General features: G+C 66.8%; 14 protein-coding genes and 2 tRNA genes. 6 read left to right on the top strand and 10 right to left on the bottom strand.

The features are described from left to right. Nucleotides 1-47: 47 nt before the first annotated feature. On the bottom strand, nucleotides 48-749 hold the full coding sequence (locus U4012_RS19700; protein ID WP_044843672.1) for an ABC transporter ATP-binding protein: 702 nt from the start codon (nucleotides 747-749) through the stop codon (nucleotides 48-50). On the opposite strand from U4012_RS19700, the gene U4012_RS19695 reads away from it, so the two are divergent. Further along, a complete protein-coding gene (locus U4012_RS19695; RefSeq protein ID WP_321800873.1) occupies nucleotides 748-1,422 on the top strand; it encodes an arylesterase in 675 nt (224 codons plus the stop codon). The genes U4012_RS19700 and U4012_RS19695 overlap by 2 nt on opposite strands. Nucleotides 1,423-1,534: 112 nt before the next feature. On the opposite strand, the gene U4012_RS19690 is transcribed toward U4012_RS19695, so the two are convergent. The 7 genes from U4012_RS19690 to tig all read right to left on the bottom strand — a co-directional run bounded on the left by U4012_RS19690 (nucleotide 1,535) and on the right by tig (nucleotide 10,374). Next, nucleotides 1,535-3,469 carry a SurA N-terminal domain-containing protein gene (locus tag U4012_RS19690; protein ID WP_321800872.1) on the bottom strand — a complete coding sequence of 645 codons (1,935 nt, stop codon included), beginning with the start codon at nucleotides 3,467-3,469 and terminating at the stop codon, nucleotides 1,535-1,537. A gap of 326 nt (nucleotides 3,470-3,795) precedes the next feature. Continuing rightward, a tRNA-Asp gene (locus U4012_RS19685) sits at nucleotides 3,796-3,872 on the bottom strand. Nucleotides 3,873-3,895: 23 nt separating this feature from the next. Then, nucleotides 3,896-3,971: transfer RNA gene (locus U4012_RS19680), tRNA-Val, on the bottom strand. A 205-nt stretch (nucleotides 3,972-4,176) separates the two neighbouring features. Then, nucleotides 4,177-6,600 (bottom strand): endopeptidase La, encoded by a 2,424-nt coding sequence (lon, locus tag U4012_RS19675; protein WP_044843675.1) that lies wholly within the window; start codon nucleotides 6,598-6,600, stop codon nucleotides 4,177-4,179. Between the two features lie 197 nt (nucleotides 6,601-6,797). Beyond that, a complete protein-coding gene (clpX, locus tag U4012_RS19670; RefSeq protein WP_006754177.1) occupies nucleotides 6,798-8,069 on the bottom strand; it encodes an ATP-dependent Clp protease ATP-binding subunit ClpX in 1,272 nt (423 codons plus the stop codon). 164 nt (nucleotides 8,070-8,233) lie between these two features. After that, complete coding sequence (gene clpP / locus U4012_RS19665) at nucleotides 8,234-8,887, bottom strand: ATP-dependent Clp endopeptidase proteolytic subunit ClpP (RefSeq protein WP_006496351.1); 654 nt, start codon at nucleotides 8,885-8,887, stop codon at nucleotides 8,234-8,236. A gap of 140 nt (nucleotides 8,888-9,027) precedes the next feature. Further along, nucleotides 9,028-10,374 carry a trigger factor gene (gene tig / locus U4012_RS19660; RefSeq protein ID WP_044843676.1) on the bottom strand — a complete coding sequence of 449 codons (1,347 nt, stop codon included), beginning with the start codon at nucleotides 10,372-10,374 and terminating at the stop codon, nucleotides 9,028-9,030. A gap of 387 nt (nucleotides 10,375-10,761) precedes the next feature. Between tig and U4012_RS19655 the strand changes: the two genes are divergently transcribed. Next, nucleotides 10,762-11,907: a glycerate kinase gene (locus tag U4012_RS19655; protein ID WP_321800867.1), complete on the top strand. Its 1,146-nt coding sequence runs from the start codon at nucleotides 10,762-10,764 to the stop codon at nucleotides 11,905-11,907. Nucleotides 11,908-11,969: 62 nt separating this feature from the next. Next, nucleotides 11,970-12,419: a MarR family winged helix-turn-helix transcriptional regulator gene (locus U4012_RS19650; RefSeq protein ID WP_044843678.1), complete on the top strand. Its 450-nt coding sequence runs from the start codon at nucleotides 11,970-11,972 to the stop codon at nucleotides 12,417-12,419. Nucleotides 12,420-12,658: 239 nt separating this feature from the next. On the opposite strand, the gene U4012_RS19645 is transcribed toward U4012_RS19650, so the two are convergent. After that, a complete protein-coding gene (locus tag U4012_RS19645; protein ID WP_321800865.1) occupies nucleotides 12,659-13,657 on the bottom strand; it encodes a 2-dehydropantoate 2-reductase in 999 nt (332 codons plus the stop codon). Nucleotides 13,658-13,758: 101 nt separating this feature from the next. Continuing rightward, nucleotides 13,759-14,904: a helix-turn-helix transcriptional regulator gene (locus U4012_RS19640; RefSeq protein WP_321800863.1), complete on the bottom strand. Its 1,146-nt coding sequence runs from the start codon at nucleotides 14,902-14,904 to the stop codon at nucleotides 13,759-13,761. Nucleotides 14,905-15,206: 302 nt separating this feature from the next. Here U4012_RS19640 and U4012_RS19635 point away from each other — a divergent pair, with 302 nt between their 5' ends. The 3 genes from U4012_RS19635 to U4012_RS19625 are packed head-to-tail and all read left to right on the top strand — an operon-like array spanning nucleotide 15,207 to nucleotide 18,622. Continuing rightward, nucleotides 15,207-16,253, top strand: a complete 1,047-nt coding sequence (locus tag U4012_RS19635) for a porin (protein ID WP_321800861.1) — start codon at nucleotides 15,207-15,209, stop codon at nucleotides 16,251-16,253. Nucleotides 16,254-16,275: 22 nt separating this feature from the next. Then, the gene (locus U4012_RS19630) at nucleotides 16,276-17,496 is read left to right on the top strand and encodes an MFS transporter (protein WP_321800859.1); all 1,221 of its coding nucleotides are present in this window, start codon (nucleotides 16,276-16,278) and stop codon (nucleotides 17,494-17,496) included. A 16-nt stretch (nucleotides 17,497-17,512) separates the two neighbouring features. Beyond that, the gene (locus tag U4012_RS19625; RefSeq protein ID WP_124570169.1) at nucleotides 17,513-18,622 is read left to right on the top strand and encodes a class II histone deacetylase; all 1,110 of its coding nucleotides are present in this window, start codon (nucleotides 17,513-17,515) and stop codon (nucleotides 18,620-18,622) included. The last annotated feature ends 45 nt before the right edge of the window (nucleotides 18,623-18,667 follow it).

Here is an 18,667-nt window from a genome sequence, read left to right as displayed (position 1 = left end):
GCGATCCACCTGGCACCTGGCTCGGCCGGCAAAAATTCGGTCCCGCGCTATGCCGCGTGCGGCGCGACGATGCGTCCGGCGTCGATGGTAACCATCGTCGCGCAGCGCCGCGCGAGCTCGGGATCGTGCGTGACGAGCACGAGCGTCGCGCCGTGCGTGCGATTCAGCTCGAACATCAGGTCGATGACCGCGTGGCCCGTGGCCGCATCGAGGCTGCCGGTCGGTTCGTCGGCGAACAGGATCGCCGGATGCGTGACGAACGCGCGCGCGAGCGCGACGCGCTGCTGCTCGCCGCCCGACAGCAGTTTCGGATAATGCGCGGTACGCTCGCCGAGACCGACCTGCACGAGCAGCGCGCGGGCACGATCGGCTGCGTCGCGCGCACTGATGCCGCCCTGCAGTTCGAGCGGCAGCATCACGTTCTCGAGCGCCGTCAGGTGCGGCATCAACTGGAACGACTGGAACACGAACCCGACCGCGCCGTTGCGCAGCGCGGCACGCTCGTCCTCGTCGAGCTGGTCGAGCGCGCGGCCAAGCAGGCGAACCGTGCCGCTCGTCGCGCTGTCCAACCCGGCAAGCAGGCCGAGCAGCGTCGATTTGCCCGACCCCGATGCGCCGACGATCGCGAGGCTGCTGCCGGGCCGCACGGCGAGCGTGATGCCGTCGAGGATCGTCAGCTCGCCCGTTGCATCGGCAACCCGCTTGCACACGTCATGGACTTCGATGATCGGATCGGTAATCTTGAACATGGACACGACATTCCGCTGGAAAAGGCGCGCGGCACTCGCCGCACTGCTGGGGACCCTGGCCGCAACAACCATGCCCGCACGCGCCGCGACGGCGGCGGCCCCGACCTCGGGCCAGCCCGCGCTCGTCGTGCTCGGCGACAGCCTGTCGGCCGAATACGGGCTGCCGCGCGACACCGGCTGGGTTGCGCTGCTGCGGCAGCGGCTTGCGACCGAGCGAATCGATTATAGCGTCGCGAATGCAAGCGTCAGCGGCGACACCACGAGCGGCGGCCGCGCACGACTGCCCGCGGTGCTGCAACGGCTCAAACCGTCGATCGTGGTCGTCGAGCTCGGCTCGAACGATGCGCTGCGCGGCGTGCCGCTCGCGACGACCGAGCAGAACCTACGCGACATCATCGCCGATGCGCGGCAGGCGCGCGCGAAGGTCGTGCTGGTCGGCATGTACGTGCCGCCCAACTACGGGCCCGACTACACGCAGAAGTTCCATGCGGTCTATACGCGCCTGTCGAAGGAACTCGGCGTACCGCTCGTGCCGTTCCTGCTCGCCGGCATCGAGAACAAGCCCGAGATGTTCCAGCCGGACCAGATGCATCCTGCGCAGCAGGCGCAGGGCATCCTGCTCGACAACGTCTGGCCGGCGTTGAAACCGCTGCTCGGCAAGCCGCGCGGCTGACCTCGCCACTCGCCACCACCGGAAAGCAAAAAGCCCCGCTCGAAGCGGGGCTTTCTGTTGCTGCATGCGAACCCGTGAACGGCGCTTCGCTTGGTTGGCGCTGGGTCGTGGCTTAGTTGCCGCCGTCCTGCGACTGGCTCTGCGTGGTGCCGTACAGCTTCACCTTCGAGCGGTCGCGCAGCGCGGCGAGATATGCTTCACCTTCGCTTTGCGCTTCGACCTGCGCCATCTGCTGCTGCGCGGCCGCGAGCTGCTGCGGATCGACGGCCGTACCCGCGATCACCGTGTTCACGCGATAGATCGCATAGCCGTCCGCACCGAGGTCGACACCGACATACGCCGGCAGCGTCTTCGCATCGACCTTGTAGACGGCGCTCAGCGCGGCCGGCGTCAGGCCCTGCGACTGCGTGCGCGACACCTTCTGTGCGGCCGCGAAGCCGTCGGCCGACTTCGACTTCTGCAGCTCGGCCAGCTTCGCCGCACCGTCCTTCTTCGCGAGTTCCGCAGCCTGCTCGGCAACGACCTTCTGACGTACGACGTCCTTGATCGCGTCGAGCGCGGGCACGGCAGCCGGCTTGTAGTCGGTCACGCGCGCCGAGATCAGCGTGTTGTTGCCCACGTCGATCGCCTGCGTGTTGTTCTGGCTCTTCACCGAATCGTTCGCGAACACGGCAGCGAGGAACTTCGGATTGTTCAGCGGGCTCGTCGGCGGCAGTTGCGGATTCGGCGTCGGCGTGACGGTGGCCGTCTGGATCGTCAGCTTGTACTTGTCGGCGGCCGGCTGCAGCGTCTTCGCCTTTTCATACACGGTCGACGTGAAGCCTTCCGCGTTGTCCGTGAATGCCTTCGCTGCGTACTGCTGCTTCAGGTCGATTGCGATCTGGTCCTTCACGTCCGCGAACGGCTTGACCACCGACGGCTTCACTTCCGTCGCCTTCAGGATGTGGAAGCCGAGATCCGATTGCACGACACCGCTCACGTCGCCCTGCTTCAGCGCGAACGCCGCATCGTCGAACGCCTTGCCGCCCGCCGTCGAGCCGCGCGTGATGAAGCCGAGATCGCCGCCCTTCGCTGCCGACGGCGCATCCTGCGAGCTCTTCTGCGCGATCTGCGCGAACTGGTCCGGATGCGCCTTCACGTCCGCCAGCAACTGCTCGGCCTTCGCCTTCGCGGCTGCCTTGTCGGCCGCGCTCGCGCTGCTCGCCGCGGCGATGAAAATGTGGCTCACGCGCACCTGCGCTTCCGAGCGGAAGTGCGTCGGGTTGTCGTCATAGAACTTCTTGATGTCCGCCTCGGTCGGCTGCGCGCTCGCGGCAGCGGCGGCCGGCGAATAGACGAGATACTGGATCGTCGCGGTTTCCGGCGTCGCGAAGCTTTGCTTGTGCGCGTCGTAGTACGCGGCGAGCTGTGCGTCGGTCGGCTGCACCTTCGCCGCGTAGTCGCTCGTCTTCAGCACCAGCGCCTGCACTTCGCGCTGCTGCGCGGCCAGCTCCGACAGGCGTTGCGCCGGGCCCTTCGGCGTGAACGCGCTCGCGATGATGCTCGCCGGAATCTGCTGCAGCGCGAGGCTGTAGCGCACGCGCTCCTGATACTGCTCGGGCGTCATCCCCTGGAACGACAGCAGCTGCGCGTAGCGTTCGACGTCGATCGAACCGTCGGGCTTCTTCAGCGACGCGATCATCGGGTCGCTCATCAGCGCATCGCGCACGGCGTTGTCGGATGCGGTCAGGTGCAGGCGTTGCGTCTCGTCGGCCAGCACGCGTTGCTGGATCAGGCCGTCGAGTACTTGCTTGCGATGTTCGGGCGTGTCGAACGCCTTGATGTCGAACTGCCCGCCGAGCGCCTGGCGCGCCTGGTCGACCTGCTGACGGAACGCGCCGTCGAATTCGACCCGCGTGATCTTGTGCCCGTTGATCGCCGCGACGTTCGCGCTGTCGTCGAAGAAGCCGCGGAAACCTTGGATCCCGACGAAACCCAGCCCCGGCAACACGATCAGGAGCAGGAGCGCCATCATCAGGCGCTGGTGATTACGGAAGAAATCGAGCATGCGTGACGGGAAAATTGGACAAAACGTCCGATATTACAACATACGGGGTGGCACGGGAGAAAAGCAGGTGCGCAACGCGCGGGCGTGAGCGACGATGCAAATGAAAAAGCCCGCACGAGGCGGGCTTCTTCATTTTCTGGCGGAGCGGACGGGACTCGCCTACATCCTGCAGGCCGCGGCTGCGCGTGCACGCGCACGCGCAGCCCTTCGCGTCCCGCCGGAAGCCGCGCAGGCGGCTTCCTCCACTCCGCAGTCACGCGCCCGCGAGCGGGCGCGATCAACGACGCAAATGAAAAAGCCCGCACGAGGCGGGCTTCTTCATTTTCTGGCGGAGCGGACGGGACTCGAACCCGCGACCCCCGGCGTGACAGGCCGGTATTCTAACCGACTGAACTACCGCTCCTTGGTCTGGCTGAATCGTGAAACTGGTGGGTGCTGAGGGGTTCGAACCCCCGACCTACGCCTTGTAAGGGCGCCGCTCTACCAGCTGAGCTAAGCACCCGTTTCCGATTCGTTCTGGCTGCGATCTGCGTTTCGGCATCAACAACCAGCGAGCCCGCAAGTTTAATTCATCCCCGATCATTTTGCCAAGCCCATGCGCAAAAATTTTTAACGCACGACGCTACACACGATCCCGACGCGCATAAAAAAACCCGCGGACTCGCCGCGGGTTTCGCGAACCACCGTCAGCGACGGCGTTCAGGTTCTCAGTGCTTCACGACTTCCGTCGAGCCGGCATCCTTCGCCGCCTCGCCGACCGGTGCCGCAGCCTTCGCCTCTTCTTCCGGCGGCAGCGGGGTCGGCGTACGTTCGAGCGCGAGTTCGAGCACCTTGTCGATCCAGCGGACCGGCACGATCTCGATCGCGTTCTTCACGTTGTCCGGAATGTCCGCGAGATCCTTCACGTTCTCTTCCGGGATCAGCACGAGCTTGATGCCGCCGCGATGCGCAGCCAGCAGCTTTTCCTTCAGCCCGCCGATCGGCAGCACTTCGCCACGCAGCGTGATCTCGCCCGTCATCGCGACATCGGCACGCACGGGAATGCCCGTCAGCACCGACACCAGCGCGGTCGTCATCGCACCGCCGGCGGACGGACCGTCCTTCGGCGTCGCGCCTTCCGGCACGTGGATGTGGATGTCCTGCTTCTCGAACGCTTCGTCCTTGATGCCCAGACGCCGCGAACGCGAGCGCACGACCGAACGTGCGGCCTCGACTGACTCCTTCATCACGTCGCCGAGCGAACCCGTGCGAATCACGTTGCCCTTGCCCGGCATCACCGCGGCTTCGATCGTCAGCAGGTCGCCGCCGACTTCCGTCCACGCGAGGCCCGTCACCTGACCGACCTGGTTTTCCTTCGCCGCGAGGCCGAAGTCGTACTTGCGCACGCCGAGGAACGTGTCGAGGTTCTCGCCGTCGACCTTGATCGCGCCCGATGCCTTCTTCAGCAGCAGCATCTTCACGACCTTGCGGCAGATCTTCGACACTTCCCGCTCGAGCGAACGCACACCGGCTTCGCGCGTGTAGTAGCGGATGATGTCGCGGATCGCCTGCTCGGTGACCTCGATCTCGCCGTCCTTCAGACCGTTGTTCTTCTTCTGCTTCGGCAGCAGGTAACGCTGCGCGATGCTGACCTTCTCGTCTTCCGTGTAGCCCGACAGACGAATCACTTCCATCCGGTCGAGCAGCGGCGGCGGGATGTTCAGCGAGTTCGACGTCGCGACGAACATCACGTCCGACAGGTCGAAGTCGACCTCGATGTAGTGGTCGGCGAACGTGTGGTTCTGTTCCGGATCGAGCACTTCGAGCAGCGCCGACGACGGATCGCCGCGGAAATCCATGCCCATCTTGTCGACTTCGTCGAGCAGGAAGAGCGGATTGCGCACGCCGACCTTCGCGAGGCTTTGCAGGATTTTGCCCGGCATCGAGCCGATGTACGTGCGGCGGTGACCGCGGATCTCGGCTTCGTCACGCACGCCGCCGAGCGCCATCCGGACGAACTTGCGGTTCGTCGCGCGAGCGATCGACTGGCCGAGCGAGGTCTTGCCGACGCCCGGAGGCCCGACGAGGCACAGGATCGGCGCCTTGACCTTGTCCACGCGCTGTTGCACCGCGAGGTACTCGAGAATGCGTTCCTTCACCTTCTCGAGGCCGAAGTGATCCTCGTCGAGCACCTGCTCGGCGTTCGACAGATCGTTGTTGACCTTGCTCTTCTTGCGCCACGGCAGGCCGATCAGCGTGTCGATGTAGTTGCGCACGACGGTCGCTTCCGCCGACATCGGCGACATCAGCTTCAGCTTCTTGAGCTCGGCGTCGGCCTTCTTCTTCGCTTCCTTCGGCATGCGCGCGGCGTTGATGCGCTTCTCGAGTTCCTCGAGATCCGCGCCCTCTTCGCCTTCGCCCAGTTCCTTCTGGATCGCCTTGACCTGTTCGTTCAGGTAGTACTCGCGCTGGCTCTTTTCCATCTGGCGCTTCACGCGCCCGCGGATGCGCTTTTCGACCTGCAGGATGTCGATCTCGGCTTCGAGCTGCGCGAGCAGGTGCTCGAGGCGCTCGATGACCGGGAACATCTCGAGGATGTGCTGCTTCTGGTCGAGCTTCAGCGGCAGACGCTCGGCGATCATGTCCGCGAGACGGCCGGCTTCATCGATGCCCGACAGCGACGTGAGAATCTCCGGCGGGATCTTCTTGTTCAGCTTCACGTACTGGTCGAACTGCGACACGATCGCGCGGCGCAGCGCTTCCGTTTCCGCGCTGTCGGCGTGATCGGGCTCGAGCGGCATCACTTCGCAGGAGAACTGCGTCTCCTGTTCTTCGATCGACAACGCCTTCGCGCGCTGCAGGCCCTCGACGAGCACCTTCACGGTGCCGTCCGGCAGCTTCAGCATCTGCAGGATGTTGGCGATACAGCCGACCTCGTACATGTCCTTTTCGGTCGGTTCGTCCTTGGCCGCGGTTTTCTGGGCGACGAGCATGATGTGCTTGCCGCCTTCCATCGCTGCTTCGAGGGCCTTGATCGATTTCGGCCGGCCCACGAAGAGCGGAATGACCATGTGCGGGAAAACGACGACGTCCCGCAGCGGCAGCAGCGGGAGCGTGATGCGTTCCGGCGGGAGAAGTTGGGTGCCTGACATTTCATTTCCCCATGAGTGGAATCAATTGTTCGGTAATTGAGGCCGCCACAACGAATTGCAAGCCTTCAAGTGCGGGAAATATTCGGTAAGAAAGTAACCACCGCGTGTCGAGTCAGAGTTACCCACAAGATAAACGAAAAAAAGCCGCCCACGGTCTCATGAACGGCCTTTTTTGCAGAACATCGTCGGCAAGCCGGTCAGTTCGAACCCGCCACCTTCGGCGTGTCCTCATAGATCAGCAGGGGTTTGCCGTCGCCATCGATCACGTTCTCGTCGATGATGACCTTGCTGACCCCTTTCATCGCCGGCAGCTCGTACATCACGTCGAGCAATGCCTGTTCGATGATCGAACGCAAGCCGCGCGCGCCGGTCTTGCGGCGGATCGCCTTGCGGGCGACTGCCTGCAGCGCGCCCGGCCGGATTTCCAGCTCGACGCGCTCCATCGCGAACAGCTTGTGATACTGCTTGACGAGCGCGTTCTTCGGCTCGACCAGGATCTTCATCAGCGCGGCTTCATCGAGCTTGCCGAGCGTCGCGACCACCGGCAGGCGGCCGATCAATTCGGGGATCAGACCGAATTTGATCAGGTCTTCCGGCTCCGTTTCGCGCAGCACTTCGCCCGCGTCGCGTTCCTGCTTGCTCTTGACCGTCGCGCCGAAGCCGATGCCCGTCTTTTCGGTGCGATCGGTGATCACCTTCTCGAGGCCGTCGAACGCGCCGCCGCAGATGAACAGGATGTTGGTCGTATCGACCTGGATGAAATCCTGGTTCGGATGCTTGCGGCCGCCCTGCGGCGGCACCGACGCCATCGTGCCCTCGACGAGCTTCAGCAGCGCCTGCTGGACGCCCTCGCCCGACACGTCGCGCGTGATCGACGGGTTGTCCGACTTGCGGCTGATCTTGTCGATTTCGTCGATGTAGACGATCCCGCGCTGGGCCTTGTCGACCTCGTAGTTGCAGTTCTGCAACAGCTTCTGGATGATGTTCTCGACGTCCTCGCCGACGTAGCCGGCTTCGGTCAGCGTCGTCGCATCGGCGATCACGAACGGCACGTTCAGCAACCGCGCGAGCGTCTGCGCGAGCAGCGTCTTGCCGGAGCCCGTCGGGCCGATCAGCAGGATGTTGCTCTTCGACAGCTCGACGTCGTCCTTCTTGTCGAGATGCTTCAGGCGCTTGTAGTGGTTGTACACGGCCACCGCGAGGATCTTCTTCGCACGCTCCTGGCCGATCACGTACTGATCGAGGATGTCGCGAATTTCCTGCGGGCTCGGCAGATCCGACCGGGACAGGCTGGCCTCGACGCCGGCGGCAGCCGCCTCGTCGCGAATGATCTCGTTGCAGAGGTCGATGCACTCATCGCAGATGAATACCGACGGGCCCGCGATGAGTTTCTTCACCTCATGCTGGCTCTTCCCGCAAAACGAGCAATACAACAGCTTCTCGCTGTTCGAACCTTTTTTGTCCGCCATGAATGTAGAGCCTCCGGACAGGTAGATGACATGATACGCCGAATGCTCCGAACGCCGCGCCTAGGGCGCGACCGGAGTCGGCTGGATGCGCTTGCCGCAGATGCTCAGGGCACTCGGGACGTTGCAGGGGCGCCGCGCAAATCGGGGCGGCACCCCACTTAAGCTCACGGGCGCTTCAGCAGCACCTGATCGATCAGCCCGTATGCCTTCGCGTCCTCGCTTGACATGAAGTTATCACGGTCGGTGTCGCGCGCGATGCGTTCCACGTCCTGGCCCGTATGCTGCGCGAGCAGGTTGTTCAGCCGTTCCTTCAGGTAGAGGATCTCGCGTGCCTGGATCTCGATGTCGGACGCCTGGCCGCGTGCGCCGCCGAGCGGCTGGTGAATCATCACGCGCGAGTTCGGCAGCGCGAAGCGCTTGCCCTTCGCGCCCGACGCGAGCAGGAATGCGCCCATGCTGGCCGCGAGACCCATGCACAGCGTCGACACGTCCGGCTTGATGAACTGCATCGTGTCGTAGATCGCCATGCCGGCCGACACCGAGCCGCCCGGGCTGTTGATGTAGAGGCTGATGTCCTTGTCGGGATTCTCGCTCTCGAGGAACAGCAACTGCGCGACCACGAGGTTGGCGGTCTGGTCGTTCACTTCGCCGACCATGAACACCAGGCGCTCCTTCAGGAGACGCGAATAGATATCGTACGAACGCTCGCCGCGGCCGCTCGTTTCGACGACGATCGGCACCAGCCCCAGCGCTTGCGCCTCGAAACCCTGCGGCGCGTTCGAAGCAAGCATGTCCAGCAATTCAGCGCGAGTGATCATTCAATGAACCTTGTTCGAATGGAAAATTGAACGGAGGGAAGCCGCCCGCTCAATCGCCATATTAATGGCAACCGTGCGCTTGACGTAAAAACGGCGTGCGGGCCGTCGCTCCGACAGCCGGCACGCCGCTAGAGCAACACTTACGCTTGCGCCGATGCGCTCGCGAGTGCCTCGAAGCTCACTTCCTTGTCCGTCACCTTTGCCTTGCCCAGCACGAAGTCGACGACGTTGCTTTCAACGACGAACGCTTCCATCTCGGCGAGGCGCTGCTGGTTCGAATAATACCAGCGGACCACTTCCTTCGGGTCTTCGTAGCTCTTCGCGAACTCGTCGACTTCCGCGCGGATCTGTTCCGGCTTCGCTTCGAGGCCGTTCGACTTCACGAGCTCGGCCAGCACGAGGCCCAGCTTCACGCGACGCTCCGCCTGCTCGGCGAACATCTCGGCCGGGATCGGTGCGTCCTTCGCGTTCGGCACGCCGCGCTGCGCCAGATCCTGGCGAGCCATTTCGACGAGACGTTGCTGGTCTTGTTCGATCAGCGCCTTCGGCACGTCGAGTTCGGAAATCTTCAGCAGCGCGTCCATCACCTGGTTCTTGACGATGGCTTGCGTGCGACGCTTCGCTTCGCGCTCGAGGTTTTCCTTGATTTCGGCGCGCATCTTCGTCAGGTCGCCGTCTTCGATGCCGAGCGACTTCGCGAATTCGGCGTCGATTTCCGGCAGGTGCGGCCATTCGATCTTCTTCATCGTGACCGTGAATTGCGCCGTCTTGCCCGCCACGTCCTTGCCGTGGTAGTCGTCCGGGAACTTCAGCTCGAACGTGCGCTGTTCGCCGGCCTTCAGGCCGAGCGCCGCCGTTTCGAATTCCGGCAGCATGCGGCCTTCGCCGAGCACGAACGGGAAGTCTTCGGCCGTGCCGCCCTGGAACGCGACGTCGTCGATCTTGCCGACGAAGTCGACCGTCACGCGGTCGCCGTTCTTCGCTGCGGTGTCCTCACCGCCGTCGCCGTGCTCGCCGGCTTCGCCGCGAGCGTGGTAGTGCACGCGCTGCTTGCGCAGGATGTCCAGCGTGCGGTCGATTTCGGCGTCGCCGATCGACGTCGTCGAGCGCTCGACTTCAGCCGTCGCCAGATCGCCGATCTTCACTTCCGGGTAGACCTCGAACGTCGCGTCGAACGCGTACGCATCTTCAGCCTGTTCCTGCTTCGGCTCGAAGCTCGGCTGGCCGGCGACGCGCAGGTTTTCCGCGCGGCTGATCGTGAAGAATTCCTGGCCGATCTTGTCGCTCAGCACTTCCGCCTCGACCTGACCCGAGTATTGCTGGGCGACCATCTTCAGCGGCACCTTGCCCGGGCGGAAACCCGGCATGCGAACGTTCTTCGCGAGTTTCTGGATACGGGCGTCGATTTCCTTCTGCACGGTGTCCTTCGGCAGGGAAATCGTCACGCGGCGTTCAAGCTTGCCGAGGTTCTCAACAACGTTAGCCATGGCTTCAATCGTCCTAAAATTATTCGAGCGAATCGGGTTTTCCTTGCCGTGCCTGCCTGCGGCGTGAGGTGCGTCTCACGCACACGCCGCGCCGGAGCGCCACGCCATCCCTGCACGCGCCGGATGGCTAGCGCAAGCGGCTCGGAGCACGGCTTTGGCCGGAAGAATCGACTATTCTAGCAAACAATCTTCCTCATACCGCCAGATCGGCGCGACAACCGTGCGCACCCGCGGTGCCGCCCGCTCCGGCGCGCGGCAATGCGCGCGGATCGCCGCTATGCCGAACGCCGTATCCACCGCGGGCCCGCCATCCTGTAAGCTCCGATTGAAGGTGCGCCGCGGCCGCGGCCGCCATTCTTCACACCAATCACGCCTTCCGGAGACACCATGCCGCAACACCCGTCCGCGCCTGTCGTCGTCATCGCGCCCGATTCGTTCAAAGGCTCGCTTTCCGCCGAGCAGGTCGCGGACGCGATCGCCACCGGCATCCGCCGCGCCCGGCCCGACGCGGTCGTGCGCTGCTGCCCGATGGCCGACGGCGGCGAAGGCACGCTCGACGCGATGCTGGCGGGCGGCGGCACGCGGCGCACGCTGCAGGTGGCCGGCGCGTCGCTCGCCGCACGCGATGCGGCGGTCGGCGTGATCGACGCGCGCACCGCGATCGTCGAGACGGCCGAGATCGTCGGCATTACCGATGCGGTCGGCATGAGCGTGCCGGTCGACGCGCGCAGCACGCGCGGCATGGGCGAAGCGATCCGCACGCTGCTCGACGAGGGCGTGCGCCGCTTCTTCGTCGCGCTCGGCGGCAGCAGCACCAACGACGCGGGCGCAGGGTTGCTCGCGGGCCTCGGCCTGCAATGCTTCGACGCGGCCGGCCAGCCGGTCGAACCCGTCCCGGCACGACTCGCCGACATCGCGCGGATCGACGCGGCGGGGCTCGATCCGCGCCTGCAGGACGCGGAATTCATCGGCATGTCCGACGTCGACAACCCGCTGACGGGCGCGCATGGCGCGACCGCGGTGTTCGGTCCGCAAAAGGGCGTGACGCCCGCGCAGGTCGCGCCCCTCGACGCCGCGCTCGGCCATTTCGCCGACCTGCTCGAGACCGCGCTCGACCGGCGCTGCCGCGACCTGGCCGGTGCCGGCGCCGCGGGCGGCCTCGGCTTCGCGCTGCACATGCTCGGCGCGCAGTTCGAAGCCGGCGCGGAAGTCGTCGCGCGGCAGGTCGGGCTCGATGCGGCACTGGCCGGCGCCGACTGGCTGATCACCGGCGAAGGCCGCTCCGACGTGCAGACGCTGCACGGCAAGGCGCCGTTCATCGCGTGCCGCCATGCGCGGGTCGCGGGCGTGCCCGCGTCGCTGCTGTCGGGCGCGGTCGACCCGGCCGCGCTGCCGCGCCTGTCCGAGCACTTTTCCGGCTGCTTCTCGCCGGCGCCCGGCCCGATCACGCTCGACGTCGCGATCCGCGACGCGGCGAACCTGCTCGCGAACGAAGCGGAACAGTTGACACGGCTGAAGTACGGCGCACACTGACCGTTGACCCGAGCGCGCGATACAGGAACAATCGGGCCCGCCCTTTTTCTTCAGGATTCGACATGAAAGGCCGACAAGCCGGGCTCGACCAGTTTCTGACCTATCGCCTCCATGCGCTCGCGAAGCGATCCGACCGCGGGATCGCCGACGTGTACCGGCACAAGCTGGACATCTCGCTGCCCGAGGCGCGCGTGATCGCCGCCGTCGGCGCCTTCGGTCCGTTTTCGATCATGGATCTCGCGCGCCATACCAATCTCGACAAGAGCCAGGCGAGCCGCGCGGCGGAAGCGCTGCTGCGCCAGGGGCTGCTCGAGCGCAGCGCGAGCGAGGAGGATGGCCGGATCGTGTTGATCGCGCTGACCACCGACGGCCGCGCGCTGCATCGCAAGATCATGCCGATCGTGCGCAAGTGGAATGAAGGCTTGCTCGCGTGCCTGTCCGACAGCGAGCGCCAGACGTTCGAGCGGCTGCTCGACAAGGTGGTCGCGAACGCGATCGAACGCGACGACTGAACCGCGTGGCGGGCGTAGTCGGCGCCGCCCCTATCGCGAAGGTGCGGCATGGGCTGCAATCGCTGCGGCCGCGCACATGTTTCAGGCGCGCTCCCGCGCCTGCCGCTTTACCCGGATTTACTCGGATGAATCCCGCGGGCCGCCCGAGTCGCGCAAGCGTGGGCGGCGGCCCGGGCGACCGCTCGCAGTGTCGTCATTCTTCCCTGCATGCCGGCCATCGCCGCCGCGCTCTCCCTCCGTTACAGCCCGCTGTTCGCCGCACGCTGACGCAGCAACCCCAGCACCGCGTCGCAATACGGCGTCGGCACGCCGAGCTTGCGCCCCAGTTCCGGAAACACGCCGAGGATCGGCCCGATTTCCAGCGCTCGCCCGGCCTCGAAATCCTGCAGCATCGATGTCTTGAACGCGCCGAGCTTGCGCGTCACGGCAATCCGCTCCGGCCCGCTCATCCCCGCATCGAGGCCGAGCTGCGCGCCGATCGCGGCCGCCTCCTCCATCATCCGCAACGCGAGATCCCGCGTGAACGGATCGTCGAGCAACTGCTCGGCGGTCGAACCCGTCAGCGCGCTCAACGGATTCATGTTCATGTTGCCCCACAGCTTCGCCCAGATCTCGGTGCGGATCGCCGGCGTCGACTCGACGTCGAAGCCGCCCGCGGCGAGCGCCGCCGCGAACCGCGCGGTCGGCGCGGCGAGCCGATGGTCGGGCGAGCCGACGATCAGGCGGTTGCCGCGGCCGCGGCGCACGACACCCGGCGCATCGGTGCTCGACGACAGGTGCACGACGCAGCCGATCGCCTGTGCGGGCGGCAACGCCGCCGAGACCGCACCCGCCGGGTCGACCGCGTCGAGCGGCACGCCGTCGAGCGGGCCCGCGAGCCCGTGCGTGAACCACCACGGCAGCCCGTTCATCGCGGCGACGATCACTGTGCCGGGCCCGACCAGCGGCGCGATGCGCGCGGCCAGCGCCGGCAGCGCCTGCGCCTTCAGCGCGATCACCACGTAGTCCTGCACGCCGAGCACGGCCGCGTCGTCGCTCGCGCGCACCGGGACCGACGACATGACGCCCGCCTCGTCGAGCACGCGCACGCCGTGCGTGTCCAGTGCATCGAGCGTCGCACCGCGCGCGAATGCGCTCACCGTCATGCCGGCCCGCGACAGCGCGGCCGCGAGCAACCCGCCGATCGCGCCGACACCGACCACCGCCGCGCGCACCGACCCTGAATTCGTGTCGTTCATGATGGAAATCCGTCTACCGGGAGCTGACGAGCATAACGCTCAATGGTTGCGGATACAACCATTCGTGCCAGCACCCGCATGCCTGTGCCGGCACGAACGATTCAGCGCGCCGCGCCACCTGCCTCCTCCGGCTCGTCGTCGGTCGGGCCGCCCGTCGCGCCGAGCACGCCGGCGATCTGGCTCTTGTCGTGCATGCCGAGCTTGCGGTACGCGCAGCGCAGGTAGTGACGCACGGTCGTCGGCGAAATCGCCATCTGCTGCGCGACCTCCTTGTGCGAACGGCCGGCACCGTAATAGCGGATCGCCGCCAGCTCGCGCGGACTCAGCCGGTCGAGCAGCGAGCGCGGCCGCGCCTCGATCTGGAACAGTCCCGCGACGGGCACGCACTGGATGCGCAACGCATCGCCGATGAACGGCTGGCCCGACTGGCGCCGCACGTGCGCGACCAGCGGCTCCGGTACGCGCGGGCCCGTCCACGCCGGCCATTCGGTGCGCAGCACGTCGTCGAAGCCGTGATCGGCGTGATGCAGCACGCCGAAGTTGTCGCACAGCGCGCGCGCCGCCGGCGCCACCGCGTCGCCGCGCTCGCGCGTGAGTTGCGCCGCGCGATTGATCGTCAGCGCGGCCGCCAGATGCGGGATCACTTCCTCGAAGCGGCTCGCGTCGTCGTCGCTGAACGGACGGTTCAGGCCCTGGCGGTAGATCGACATGAACGTCGTCAGCCCGAAGCGGCGGTCGAGCGTACACACGCACATCAGTTGCGCCAGCCCGTACTTCACGCACCAGTCGCGAAACCGCGCGTCGAACCCGGGCTCGACGACCGACAATCGCACCGCGCGACCGTGCGCGCCGAGCAACGTGCGCTGCGCGAGCGGATCGCAGTCACGCACGCGTTTCCAGTCGCTGAAGAACGCATGCGGCAGACGGTACAGGAAACTGTTGTGCATCACGGGGCCGGTCGGCACGTGCGTCGCGACGCCGGTCCACGCGGCGTCGAACGGGATGAGCCCCTGCAGCAGCGAAAAGAAGCGGCACTCGAATTCGCCGATGCCCGACTGCGCGGCGAGCGCGTACAGATCGAGCAGCATCAGGCCGAGTTCGCGCCGCGCCGCGTCGCCGCGGGTCACGCCGTCGAAATCGGCGCGGCGCGGCGGCAGCGGCGGCCAGGCGGATTCGTCGAGCACGATCGCGGCCGGCACGTCGCGCAACGCGTCGAGATCCTGCCCGATATCCGTCGTGATCCTCACCTTCCGCTCCCCTGCCCGATCGGGCCGCTGATGCGCGCAACGCAGACCGGCCGATTATAGCGACCGGCATTTTTGGCGGGCGCCGCCGCCGGAGTACACGACAGCCCCATCCATTTGAACGGGACGCAGCCCGTTGCTGCCGCGCAGCACGCCGCGCCGCGGCGTCGCGGCGCGTCCATGCCGTGCACCGCGGGTTTTCCATACCGTTCATCTGCACGACTGTTCGCCGGTTTTCCCGCTGCGGACACTGCGTCGCGACAACACCAACGACAAACGATGCAGGACGGTATGGAGAACCCCACGTGATGACACCCCGCTTCATCCGCACGGCGACGGCCGCCGTTGCGCTCGCCGCGTGCAGCCTCGCCGCGCACGCGCAATCGACCCTCACGCTGTACGGCGCGCTCGACGCCGGCGTGCAGTACCTGACGCATGCCGACGGACGGCACGCGGCCGTGCAGTTGCAGAACTACGGCATCCTGCCGTCGCAGGTCGGGCTCAAGGGCAGCGAGGATCTCGGCGGCGGCTGGCGCGCGCTGTTCAAGCTCGAACAGGGTCTCAACCTCAACGACGGCACCGCGACCGTCCCCGGCTACGCGTTCTTCCGCGGCGCGTACGTCGGCATCGCGGGGCCCGTCGGCACCGTCACGCTCGGCCGGCAGTTCAGCGTGCTGTTCGACAAGACGCTGTTCTACGACCCGCTGTGGTACGCGTCGTACAGCGGCCAGGGCGTGCTCGTGCCGATGAACGCGAACTTCATCGACCACTCGATCAAGTACCAGTCGCCGGCGTTCGCCGGCTTCGATGTCGAGGCCCTCGCCGCGACGGCCGGCGTCGCGGGCAATACGCGCGCCGGGCGCGTGCTCGAACTCGGCGGCCAGTACACGAGCAACGGGCTGTCGGTCAGCGCGGTGCTGCATCAGGCGCACGGCGACGCGTCGGCGGCTGACGACGCGTCCGCGCGCCGCCGCGAGCTCGGCACGCTCGCCGCGCGTTATGCGTTCGCGACGCTGCCGCTCACCGTCTACGCGGGCGTCGAACGCCTGACCGGCGACCTCGACGCAGCGCGCACGATCGTGTGGGGCGGCGCGCGCTACCTGACGTCCGGCGGAATCGGGCTGAACGCGGGCGTCTACCACACCGATTCGCATACGCCGGCGATCGGCCGCCCGACGCTGTTCATCGCGAGCACCACTTACGCGCTGTCGAAACGCACCGTCGCCTACCTGAACCTCGGTTATGCGCGCAACAGCGGCCAGAGTTCGCAGACCGTCTACGAATACGACCCGACGCCGCTCGCCGGCGCATCGCAGTTCGGCGCGATGGTCGGCATGTACCACCTGTTCTGATTCCGTCCAGCGAGATCCCGCCATGAAAACCCTTTGCTCCACCGATGCCGCACTGCCGTCCGACGGCCGCGCGTCGCCGTTCGCGCGCTCGACGCTCGTCGCCCTCGTCGTGTTCGCGGCCATCACGCCGCTGCTGCTGCTCGTTGCGCCGGCCGTCGCCGGTCAGTTGGCGACACAGCTCGGGCTGTCCGCGTCGCAGATCGGCACCTACTTCTTCGTCGAACTCGGTGCGTTCAGCCTCGCGACCGTGCCGTCGTACCTGTGGCTCGGCCGCGTCGATGCGCGCCGCGTTGCCGCCTGCGCGATCGCGCTGTTCGGCGCGGGCAATCTCCTGACCGCGCTGTGGATGCCCGGCTTCGTCACGCTGCTCGCGCTGCGTGCCGTCACCGCGCTCGGCGGCGGCTCGCTGATGGTGCTCTGCATGACCAGTGCGGCCACGAGCGAGAACAGCGATCGCGTGTACGGCCTCTGGGTCGTCGGCCAGTTGATCGCCGGCGCGATCGGCCTGTTCGTGCTGCCGCACGTGTTCGCCGGGTTCGGGCTGCGCGCGCTGTACGTCGCGCTGGCCGTGCTCGCGCTGCTTGCCGCGCCGCTGTCGCGCGGCTTTCCGGCGACGCTCGGTGCGCGGCGCGCGTCGGCGCGGGCAGCGCGCGGCGCCGCGACGAATACGCCGCAGCGCTTCGTCGCGCTCGCGATCGGTGCGGTGCTGACGTTCTATCTCGCGATCGGCAGCGTGTGGACCTTCGCGAGCCGCGCGGCGGCGGAAGCCGGACTCGATCCGCAAGCGACCGGCAACGTGCTCGCGATCGCGAGCGTGATGGGGATTGCCGGCGCGGCGCTCGCATCCTGCGCGGGCGGCCGGCTTGCGCGGCGCACGATGCTGGCCACCGGTTACGCGCTGCTCGCGGCGTCGCTCGTCGCACTCGCCGCGTTGCCGCATGCGCGCGGCTACAGCGCCGCGATCTTCGCGTTCAAGTTCGCGTGGACGTTCGTACTGCCGTTCATTCTCGCGACCGTCGCGCAGATCGATACGTCCGGGCGCCTCGTCGCGACGCTCAATTTCGTGATCGGTGCGGGCCTCGCGGCCGGCCCGCTGCTCGCCGGGCTGTTGCTCGATGCCGGCGGCACGATGCACGCGCTGTTCGCGGCCGCCACTGCCGTCGCGATCGCGTCGTTCGCCGCGCTGCGCCATATCGATCGCCGCGCGCGGATTGCCGCGGCTGCCATTTCCTCCCAACCGTGACAGGTCAAGCACATCCATGAATCGCACTGCCTTCTTCACCGACGAACGCACGTTCTGGCACACCGGCGGCACGCACGCGCTGTTCTTCCCGGTCGGCGGCTGGGTCCAGCCGCCATCGAGCGCCGGCTACGCGGAATCGCCCGATTCGAAGCGGCGCTTCCTGTCGCTCGTGCAGGCGTCGGGCCTTGCCGCTCACCTCGACCTGCGCGGTGCCGCGCCGGCCACCACCGGCGATCTGCTGCGGATTCATCCGGCGAGCTATCTCGACGCGTTCCGCGCGCTCAGCGATGCGAACGGCGGCGACCTCGGCGATCTCGCGCCGTTCGGCAAAGGGAGCTACGAGATCGCCGCGCTGTCCGCCGGCCTCGCGATCGCGGCAGTCGACACAGTCGTCGGCGGGCATGCGGCCAACGCGTTCTCGCTGTCGCGCCCGCCCGGCCATCACTGCCTGCGCGATCGCCCGATGGGCTTCTGCCTGCTCGCGAACATCCCGATCGCGATCGAGGCCGCGCGCGCGAAGCATGCGATCGAGCGCGTCGCGGTGATCGACTGGGACGTGCATCACGGCAACGGCACGCAGTCGATCTACTACGACGATCCGGACACGCTGACGATCTCGCTGCACCAGGACCGCTGCTTTCCGCCCGGCTACAGCGGCGGCGACGAGCGCGGCGAAGGCGCGGGCGTCGGCGCGAACCTGAACGTGCCGCTGCTCGCGGGCAGCGGCGACGACGCGTATCGCCATGCGTTCGAGCGGATCGTGCTGCCGGCGCTGGAACGGTTCCGGCCGGAGCTGATCGTCGTCGCGAGCGGTCTCGATGCCAGCGCGGTCGACCCGCTCGCGCGCATGCAGTTGCATACCGACAGTTACCGGTACATGACGCGGGCGGTGAAGGAGGCGGCACGGCGCCACTGCGGCGGACGGCTCGTGATCGTGCACGAAGGCGGCTATTCGGAGGCTTACGTGCCGTTCTGCGGACTCGCGATCGTCGAGGAACTGGCCGGTATCCGCACCGAGGTCGCCGATCCGATGCTCGACCTCGCGATCGCGCAGCAGCCAGGCGAGCGGTTCGTCACGTTCCAGCGCGAGCTGCTCGACGAACTGGCCGTGTCGTTCGGGTTGTAACGCGCGCTCACCAACGAGATGGGGCCGGCCCTTGCGCGATCGGTG

The sequence above is a fragment of the Burkholderia sp. BCC1988 genome (assembly GCF_905339895.1).
GTDB lineage: Bacteria > Pseudomonadota > Gammaproteobacteria > Burkholderiales > Burkholderiaceae > Burkholderia.
Note: the sequence above shows the minus strand (reverse complement) of the source record. Positions and strands in the feature narration are given on the sequence as shown.